This is a genomic window from Frankia sp. AgKG'84/4 (assembly GCF_023242965.2).
Taxonomy (GTDB): Bacteria; Actinomycetota; Actinomycetes; order Frankiales; family Frankiaceae; genus Frankia.
In genome coordinates, this window is record NZ_JALKFU020000010.1 from 25,191 (window position 1) to 33,308 (window position 8,118).

The 8,118-nt window shown below is 70.3% G+C and carries 6 protein-coding genes; all 6 read left to right on the top strand.

Going from position 1 to position 8,118, the window contains the following annotated elements; all coding sequences use genetic code 11:
* Positions 1–9 precede the first annotated feature (9 nt).
* The 6 genes from MXD58_RS01985 to MXD58_RS02010 all read left to right on the top strand — a co-directional run bounded on the left by MXD58_RS01985 (position 10) and on the right by MXD58_RS02010 (position 7,818).
* Entirely contained in the window at positions 10–375 is a 366-nt protein-coding gene (locus MXD58_RS01985) for a hypothetical protein (protein WP_248840537.1), read from the top strand.
* Positions 372–911, top strand: a complete 540-nt coding sequence (locus tag MXD58_RS01990; RefSeq protein ID WP_248840538.1) for a conjugal transfer protein — start codon at positions 372–374, stop codon at positions 909–911. The genes MXD58_RS01985 and MXD58_RS01990 overlap by 4 nt, the downstream gene beginning before the upstream one ends.
* On the top strand, positions 908–3,613 hold the full coding sequence (locus MXD58_RS01995) for an ATP-binding protein (RefSeq protein ID WP_248840539.1): 2,706 nt from the start codon (positions 908–910) through the stop codon (positions 3,611–3,613). Before MXD58_RS01990 ends, MXD58_RS01995 begins: the two co-directional genes overlap by 4 nt.
* A 74-nt stretch (positions 3,614–3,687) precedes the next feature.
* Positions 3,688–5,868 carry a TrbL/VirB6 family protein gene (locus tag MXD58_RS02000; RefSeq protein ID WP_248840540.1) on the top strand — a complete coding sequence of 727 codons (2,181 nt, stop codon included), beginning with the start codon at positions 3,688–3,690 and terminating at the stop codon, positions 5,866–5,868.
* Complete coding sequence (locus tag MXD58_RS02005) at positions 5,868–7,100, top strand: lytic transglycosylase domain-containing protein (RefSeq protein ID WP_248840541.1); 1,233 nt, start codon at positions 5,868–5,870, stop codon at positions 7,098–7,100. Before MXD58_RS02000 ends, MXD58_RS02005 begins: the two co-directional genes overlap by 1 nt.
* 304 nt (positions 7,101–7,404) lie before the next feature.
* Positions 7,405–7,818 carry a hypothetical protein gene (locus MXD58_RS02010; protein ID WP_248840542.1) on the top strand — a complete coding sequence of 138 codons (414 nt, stop codon included), beginning with the start codon at positions 7,405–7,407 and terminating at the stop codon, positions 7,816–7,818.
* The last annotated feature ends 300 nt before the right edge of the window (positions 7,819–8,118 follow it).

Consider the following 8,118-nt stretch of genomic DNA (forward strand, 5'->3'; position numbering starts at 1 on the left):
CCAGCACCGATGGCCGCCTCACCGACGTCCCCACCGCCGGCCCGCGAGATCCTCGCGGCGGGTGGCTGGTTCGACACGTTCAACAATCTGGTCAACCACGCACAGACCCTCGCCTTGGCCGCCTTGGGTCTCGTCATCGTCGTCACGATTCTCACGACGATGCACATGAGCAAGGGAGGGATCGCGAAAGTTGTCATGGCCGGCCTGACGGGCGCCGTGGCGTACTGGCTCGCCACCAGCTACATCCCGAACTCCAAGCGCACCGAGAACGAGATCAACGGCGCGCCTGCGATCACTGTTGTGTCCAGCTCACCACAGGTTGTCCCGCTCGATGGTGCCGTCCTCTCTCACGCTTCTTCCCGGAGCGGGACATGAGTAACGCGGTTGAGCGGTCCGCGGATGACGAGCGGCTGGTGTTTCGCAACTACGCCAAGGCGCACCGGCACGGGACCGTCATCGGGCAGCTGCCCGGCGGGCACGCCATCCCCTTCGGGCCCTACTCGTTGACGCAGGTCGGGGTGTTCGTCGGGGGCGTCATCACGCTCTACATCACCCGTGGCGTGTGGATGCGGTTCGGCGCGGCCTTCGACATCCTGGTGCTGGTCGGCGTGCCGTACGGGCTCGCGATGGCCGAGCGGTTCGTCCGGCCGGAGGGTCGCAGCCCCCTGCGCACCGTCGTCGCGCTCGTCGTCTACGCACTCGCCCCCCGATCGGGCCGCCGACACGGCCGCACCCGACCGTCCCTGCGCCGCCAGGCGCCGCGCGTCCCTCGCCGCATCCTCGTCCGAGACCTCGATCTTCCGCTCGGACCTGCGTGGTCACCGACGGAGCCGAAGCGCGAACTCGCAACCGCAGCAACCACCCTGGGCGATCTCCTGTCACCGACCGACCCACGCGGGGGCGGACGATGACCGCACCCGCCCGGCACATCGCCGGCAATCTGGTCTGGACAGCGCACGGGACGGTACTGGCGGTCTGGCGGGTACAACCTGCCAGCTACCTGCACACCTCCCGGGCCGAGAAGCTCAAGCTGTACCACGCCACCCGGGGCATCCTCGCTCAGCTGCGGGCCGACGCGATGCTGATGTCGCTGACCATGCCGATCGACCCGATCGCCACCGTCCAGCGGATGGTCGAGGGCATCGACCTGGAGGTCCACCCGGACTGGATCGCCGCCGCGGACGCCACCCTGGACCTGCTGGTCGACTGCGACCTTTACGACCGGGCACGGTTCCTCGTCGCCGAGCTGCCCGCCGCCCGGCCGCTCGTCGGCGCTCGCACGATCGCCGCGTCCGCCGCCGCCCGGGTCACTGGCGCCTTCGGCCTGCCGGCCCGTCCGCCGGCCGGCACCGAGGTGCGCATCCGCCGCCAGCAGGAGGCCGACTACCTCACCAGGCTGGCGGCGGGCCCGCTGCTGCGGCGGGCTACGGCGACGGAGGTCGCGTGGATCTACGCGCGGGCTTACCGCCGCGGGCTTTTCGACCTGCCCCTGGACGGCCCGGACGCGGACCTCGACCACGGCGATCCGCGCCACGATCCGCAGGGGCAGCGGTTCACCGCGGAGTCGCGGGTGAGTGACGGGCACCTGATCGGCCCCGCACTGACAGTGCTCGACGAAGCGGTGGCCTTCGAGGGCGGCGACCGTGGCGACCCGAAACGTCCGGAGGGTCTGCGCCGCTACGTCCAGCTCACCAGCGCCTTCGGAACCGGTTATCAGGCTTACGGCGCGCTGGCCGACATGCCCGACGCGTTCTCCTTCCCGGATGGTGCCGAGTGGTTCGGCGTCGACGACACCGTCGACGATCCGGTCGACTGGTACGCCCGCCTACGGGTGATTCCCAACGAGGAGGCCCGCCGTACGGCACGACGGAAGCTGCGACAACTCGTCTCGCAGAAGGACGAGTACGTCGGGGAGACCGCCGGGCTGCCCACCAGCCTCGGCAATGCCATCGACGCCCTCGACGATGCCCAGGCCGAACTGAGTTCCTCCTCTGATCCGATGCTCGCCACCACCCTGGTGTTCTCCGTCGCCGCCGACGACCCCGCCGAGGCGGACCGGCGTATCGCCCGCCTCCAAGCCGTGCTGCGCGGCGGGGAGTACCGGCTGGCCCGGCCCATCGGCGACCAGGAAGCCCTCTACGAGGGCGGCAAACCGGGCAACCCGCCACCGCGGGCATGCCGCGACTTCGAGCAGATGCTTACGCCCCGTCAGCTCGCCGCCGGCAACCCGTTCGCCGGCGCGGACCTCGGCGACCCCAACGGCATGCTGCTGGGTTTCTCCCTCGACGGCGGCTGCGCCCGTCCGGTGCTGCTCGACCCGGCACGCGGACCGGCCACCGACCGGTCGGGCTCGATCGCCATCACGGCGGCTCTCGGCGCCGGCAAGTCGTTCACGCTGAAGCATCTCGCCTGGGGAGCGCTGGCCCGCGGCGGCCAGTTCGCCACCCTCGACCGCACCGAGCACGGCGAATGGGTGCAGTTCGCCCAGAACGCCCCAGGAAGCACCGAGGTGGTCACTCTCACCTCGGACGCCGCCGTGAGCATCGACCCGCTGCAGATCTTCACTGGCGACGAGGCGCTGCAGTTCGGCACCGGATTCCTGTGCCTGCTCCTGGGCATCGGCATCCAGGAGACCGAAGGCGACGTGCTGACCTCCGCGATCAAAACCGTGCTCGGTGACCGGCGGCCCCGGGCTGCGAACCTCGTCGGGGTGCTGGAGGAGCGCGCGCGTGAGGACCGCGGCCGTCGCCTCGGCGACGCGGCGGAACTCGTCGCCGGTCGCCTGCGCGGGCGGATCAGCGAGAAGCTCGCACGGGTCGTCTTCGGCGACGCGCCACCACTGCGCCTGTCCCGCGCGGACTCGGTGATCCTCTGGACCCCCGGCCTCAAGCCACCGCCCCGCGAGGTGCTGCTGAGCCCGGAGCTGGCCAAGCGGCTGCTCGGCGAACAGCTGCTTGCGCAGGCCATGGTCTACCTCGCCGCCGCCATCATGCGCAAGATCACCTTTACCGACCGCAGCCGCTTCGGCGCCATGTGCCTGGACGAGGCGAGCTTCCTCACCGCAAGTGTCGAGGGAGCCCAGCTCTACGAGGAGGGCCTGCGGGAATCCCGCCGGGCCAACGCCGCCGTCTGGGTCGCCGCCCAGGACGTCGCCTCGCTCGGCGAGCCCCGGCTGCGCGCCCTCATCCCGATCCGCGTCGCCGGCCGTCAGGGCAGCCGGTACGCCGCCGAGCAGGCCCTGGAACTACTCGGGATGGACGTCGACGAGGAACACGTCACCGCTCTGCAGGAGATCAACCCCGACGCTGAACGCCAGCCCGACCGGGTCGGCGAATGCTACCTGCGCGACCTCGACGGCCGAGTCGGCTTCCTCCAGATCGTCCCACCCCCGATCGCCGGCCTGACCGCCGCCTGGGACAGCAACCCCCGCGCGGCTGCCCGCGGCCAACGGACCGCGAGCCAGCCGGCCGCGCCCGTCGCCGCCGCGGGCGCTCCCGGTGTGCCGGCCGTGAAGGACCTGACGTTGCTCGGCAAGCCCCTTCCTCCCGCGTGGAACGCCGGGGGTAACCGCCGCGGGCCGTCCATGCGTTCGGCCGCTCCGGACGGCCAGTGACGTCCTTGCCGTCCCGATCGCGAGCGCGGTGGCTCCGTGGCCTCCCGTTCACCGGGCGTCTCGGGCTCGCCGTCATGGTGCTGACCGGCCTGGTGCTCGTGCTCTCCGCCGCCGCCCCGGCACACGCGGGTGCGGCCATGCCGGCCGGGGTGCCGCCGACGGCTGCTCCCGCTCCCGTCACGAGCGCAACGCCGGATCCGCCGGCTGTGGCGCTGCCCACAGTCGCGCCGGCTCCCGCCGCGAGCGCGCCGTCAGGAACGGCGTCAACGCCGACCACCACGGCCCCCGAGGCCGACTCGTCCGACGACGAGGAGGAGGACAGCAAACCACCTACCGGGCTCGACGGTGCCCTGTTCGGCGTGGACCCGGTGTGCCCGAAGTCGACGGGCACCAGCCTCGACTGCATTCCGATCGACCACTTCGACATCTGGTACGACAGCGGCGGTTGGCGAAGCGTCCTCACCAAGGCGACCGGCTTCATCACGCAATGGAGCTTCGCGCTCACTCGGGACACGATCCGCATCGGGATCTGGGTCATCACCTACTCGCTGCAGTTCAGCATCGCCTCGACGATGTCCGAACCGGCCGGCCGGGCCGCTCGGGCCTACCAGGACAACGCCCTCGCGAAGCTCGGCATACCGCTGCTGTGCCTGTTCTCGTCCCAGCTCTGGTCGGCCATCCAGATCACCAGGGGTCGACTTTCCCGCGGCTTCGCCGAGGCCGCCACCAGTCTGTTGATCTCCGCCCTGGCAGCCACTCTCCTCGCGACCCCGAACACCCTCATCCTCGGGGATCACGGCCTGCTGCACACCACCCGCGATGTCGCCCTGTGCGTCGCCGCCGCCCCGACCGGCGGCTGCGACACCAACGCCGCCACCGATCCGGTCTCCATCGCTCGCCCGGTGACCGAGAAGATCAAGCACGCGTTCGTCGTCGAGCCGAACGAGATTCTCAACACCGGCCAGATCCTGGATGACCCGAAGAACCCGTCGCCCTGCCTTCAGATGTATCACGACGCGCTGGTGAACGGACCATGGGACACGAAGGGAGATCCCCGCAAGAACTACCTGCGGAAAGTCGGCGGCAAGGCCCACGACACCTGCGACAAGATGGCCGACTGGAACGAGAAGATGACGATGGAGCGCCTCGTCGCGTCATTACTCGTCCAACTCGCCGCGTTTCTCGTCTGCGCGCTGCTGATAACGATCGGTGGTGGCCTGCTCGTCGCCCAGCTCGCCCTGGTCACCCTGGTCTGCCTCACCTTTTTCGCCGTAGCCTTCGGTCAGGCACCCGGCCCCGGGAGAGCGATCTTCTACTCCTGGATCATTGGTTGCCTCCGCGCGGCCGCCGCAGTGCTGATCGGCATCGTCTTCCTTTCCATCTATCTGTTCTTCCTCACCAACCTGCTGGACGCGACCAATCATCAGCCAATGATTGTCCGGTTCGGCATGCTGGATCTGCTGGTCGCGGCCTCGTTCATGTTCTACCGCCGCCTGCGCCGCGCCAGCGACCGCCTGTCCCAGCAGGCCGGCGACCGCCTGCGCAGCTTCCAGCCCGGAGCGAACGCCCCGGTGGCCTCGTGGATGCAACCGGCGGCGGCGGCCGGCGGTGGTGGCGGCGGCGGCGGCGGCGGCGGTACCCCATGGAACGTGGGGCGCGACCAGTACTCCCCTCGCCCGGTGGAGACCATCGAACGGGCCATGTACTGGCGGCGCGCGCTGCGCAGAGGCGGTGGCCGTTCCGGCGGGAACACCGCCGGCGGGAACACCGCCGGCGGGAACGCGGCGCGGCCCGCCAGTCGACTCGACCGGCTCAGTTCCTCCGCCGCACGAACGCTGCGCTTCGGGGGAAGAGCTGGGCGGACGGCCACCGCGTACACCGTCGGCCTGCCCGTCTCGGCACCGCGGGCCGCGCGGGCGGTTCGCGCCAGGCGGCAGAGCGCGGTGGCGGCCGGCCGGCGACGAGTGGCCGCAACGAGGAACTACGCCCAGGAGTACCGCAGAAATCTGGGCATCGCCCGGCGCGCGGTCTCACCGTCCCATTTCCTCAACCGTATGGAGGCACCTCTCTATACCGCGGAGAGATTTCGTCGGGCGGAAGCCCAGCGTGCCCGGGCCCGGCAGGTCCGAACCTCATCTGACCCGTCTCTCCGCTGGCGTTCGTCACAGAAACCCACCGCGCGACGATGGCCGCAGCCACCACGCATCTGGTCGGCCGCAGTCCGGCGGCGCCGCCCCTCTTCCGGACGCCGCTGATGGCGGCTCCGGTCATCGCCGCGCAGGTACTGAAGTCCAGCGTCGGGAAAATGGTCAAGAAGGCAGCGGTCCGCCGGGCCCGGGCCAGCGTCGGAAGACGCGGACGTCGCTCGCCGGACGGCGATGGCGAAAAGAAGAAACGTCCCTGGTGGCTTCTTGCCATCGTGATGGTCCTTGGCGGCAATTATCTGATCATTGGCGTCGTCCTGCTGGTCGTTGTCCTCATCCCCGGGGCCAGCTCGTTGGCGGGAAGACAGGGCGATACCATCGTTCCGGCCCCGTCGGCAGTGACCGGCATACCCGCCGTTCTTCTTGACGCCTATGCCCAGGCGGCCCGCAACGCCCAGCGGTACGCGCCCACCTGCACGGGCATGACCTGGTCGATCCTCGCCGGCATCGGCCAGATCGAATCGGGGCAGGTCGCCGGCCACCAGATCGCGGCCGACGGGCAGGTCACGCCGGCGATCCTCGGGCCACGCCTCGATGGCACCAACGGCACCGCGCGCATCGTCGACACCGACGGCGGCCGCTGGGACGGCGACACCGCGCTCGACCGGGCGGTCGGCCCGATGCAGTTCATCCCGGGCTCGTGGGCGTCGATGGGTCGGGACGGCAACGACGACGGCGTCGCCGACCCCAACAACGTCTACGACGCCACCGCCGCCACCGTCGTCCACCTGTGCGGGCGGGGGCCCACCAACCTGGCCGACCGGTCCCAGCTTTCCCGCGCCATCTTCAGCTACAACGCCAGCGACGAATACGTGGCCAACGTTCTGCACTGGATCGACATCTTCCGTTCGCTCGGCGCCGCTGCCGGCGCTGCCACCCCCGGAACCGTCCCCGGCGGCGTGCCCGCTCCGCGCGGCACGAACACCACCGACACCATCATCGGCATCATGGCCAAATCCGGCGTGCCCTACGTGGTGACCTCCACAGTGCGACCAGAGGACACCGGCAGCTATCACAGCCTCGGCCAGGCCGTCGACTTCGCCCTGGCCGGCGCCGACAACCCACAGCTCCTCGCGATCAACCAGTACTGGGCGCGGTACGCCGCCGGCCTCAGCGAACTGATCTACACCGGGCCCGGCGGAACCTGCGTCAAGGACGGCATGGTCGTCTCCTGCGCCGGTGTCTACGCGAAGGTCGTTGCCGAGCACCACAACCACGTCCATGTCGCCGCCACCCCCGACATGCTGCGCCGCATCGGAGTCGGGACCGATGTCGAATCCTGACCCGCGCACCGCCAGGCGAGCGGCTGCGCGGCGCGAATCCGGCAAAACCCGGTCGCCGCGGCACCGGGGCCTTCGCGGTCCACTCGTGCTGATCACCGCAGGACTCATGCTGATGGTCGCCATGGCCTTCGGGCCGGCCGGCAGTCTCCCCGGCGCACGATCCGGGCAACCGAACTCAGAAGTGCTCGACCCGCCGAACCCGACTCCCACCGCTTCGAGAACTCCCTCGCCAGCTCCGTCCCCGGGGCCAGTTCGCCGTCACGCCGAGGATCCCCTCCCCAGCCGACCCGCGGACACCCCGTCAATGGCTTCCCACCCCGACGCGGGACGCGTCGGGGACAGCCCTGCGAGCGACGCTGTCCTGCAGGCCGGGCTCGACGCACCCGCCGGGGCGGGCGTACCACCCGCCACTGCCGCGACCGCGGTGGCCGTGGCCCGCGAGGTGCTGACCGCGGACATCACCGGTGCCGGCCGAACCGCCTTTCCCGACTACTGGCCGCCCGGCGCATTCCAACCGACCTACCGCACCATCCACATCCAGGCAGCCGTGGTCAGCTCGGCCACCACCTCACCTCGCGGCGGTGCACGCCACCTCGACGTGACCCTGCTGTGGACCGGCGCCCAGGCCGACGGCGTCATCGCCGACAGCCAGCGGACCATCGTCCGCCTTCGATCCGTTGGAGAAGGCTGGGTACCTGTCCATCCCTGGGAAAGCTGACAGCAACCCGCGCGAGTGGGTCCACACCTGACGGCCGGCCGCTGATGACCTTCGCTGTCTGGTCGTCCTGGCACCCCAAGGTCGCATCGCTGCGGAATTCCGCCTGAGCGAGTCCACGCTGGAAGCGAGGAGCGCAAGAAGGGTGAGCCCGCGGAGCGGTTACGAGCATCTCCGTCGCATCCCGGCCAGCAGTCCCCTGGGCAACCACGATCGTGTAGCCAGCTGAACCGCCCCGGGTTTGGTGGAGACCGGTCCGTTTGGGAGGATCGAGTCGTGCCCGCTCCCAGGAAGTACCCCGAT

Excerpts from the sequence above, each read along its gene's own strand:
- MXD58_RS01990 (WP_248840538.1), top strand. The coding sequence starts at position 372 with ATGAGTAACGCGGTTGAGCGGTCCGCGGATGACGAGCGGCTGGTGTTT.
- MXD58_RS02005 (WP_248840541.1), top strand. The coding sequence starts at position 5,868 with ATGGCGGCTCCGGTCATCGCCGCGCAGGTACTGAAGTCCAGCGTCGGG.
- MXD58_RS02000 (WP_248840540.1), top strand. The coding sequence starts at position 3,688 with ATGGTGCTGACCGGCCTGGTGCTCGTGCTCTCCGCCGCCGCCCCGGCA.
- MXD58_RS01995 (WP_248840539.1), top strand. The coding sequence starts at position 908 with ATGACCGCACCCGCCCGGCACATCGCCGGCAATCTGGTCTGGACAGCG.
- MXD58_RS02010 (WP_248840542.1), top strand. The coding sequence starts at position 7,405 with ATGGCTTCCCACCCCGACGCGGGACGCGTCGGGGACAGCCCTGCGAGC.
- MXD58_RS01985 (WP_248840537.1), top strand. The coding sequence starts at position 10 with ATGGCCGCCTCACCGACGTCCCCACCGCCGGCCCGCGAGATCCTCGCG.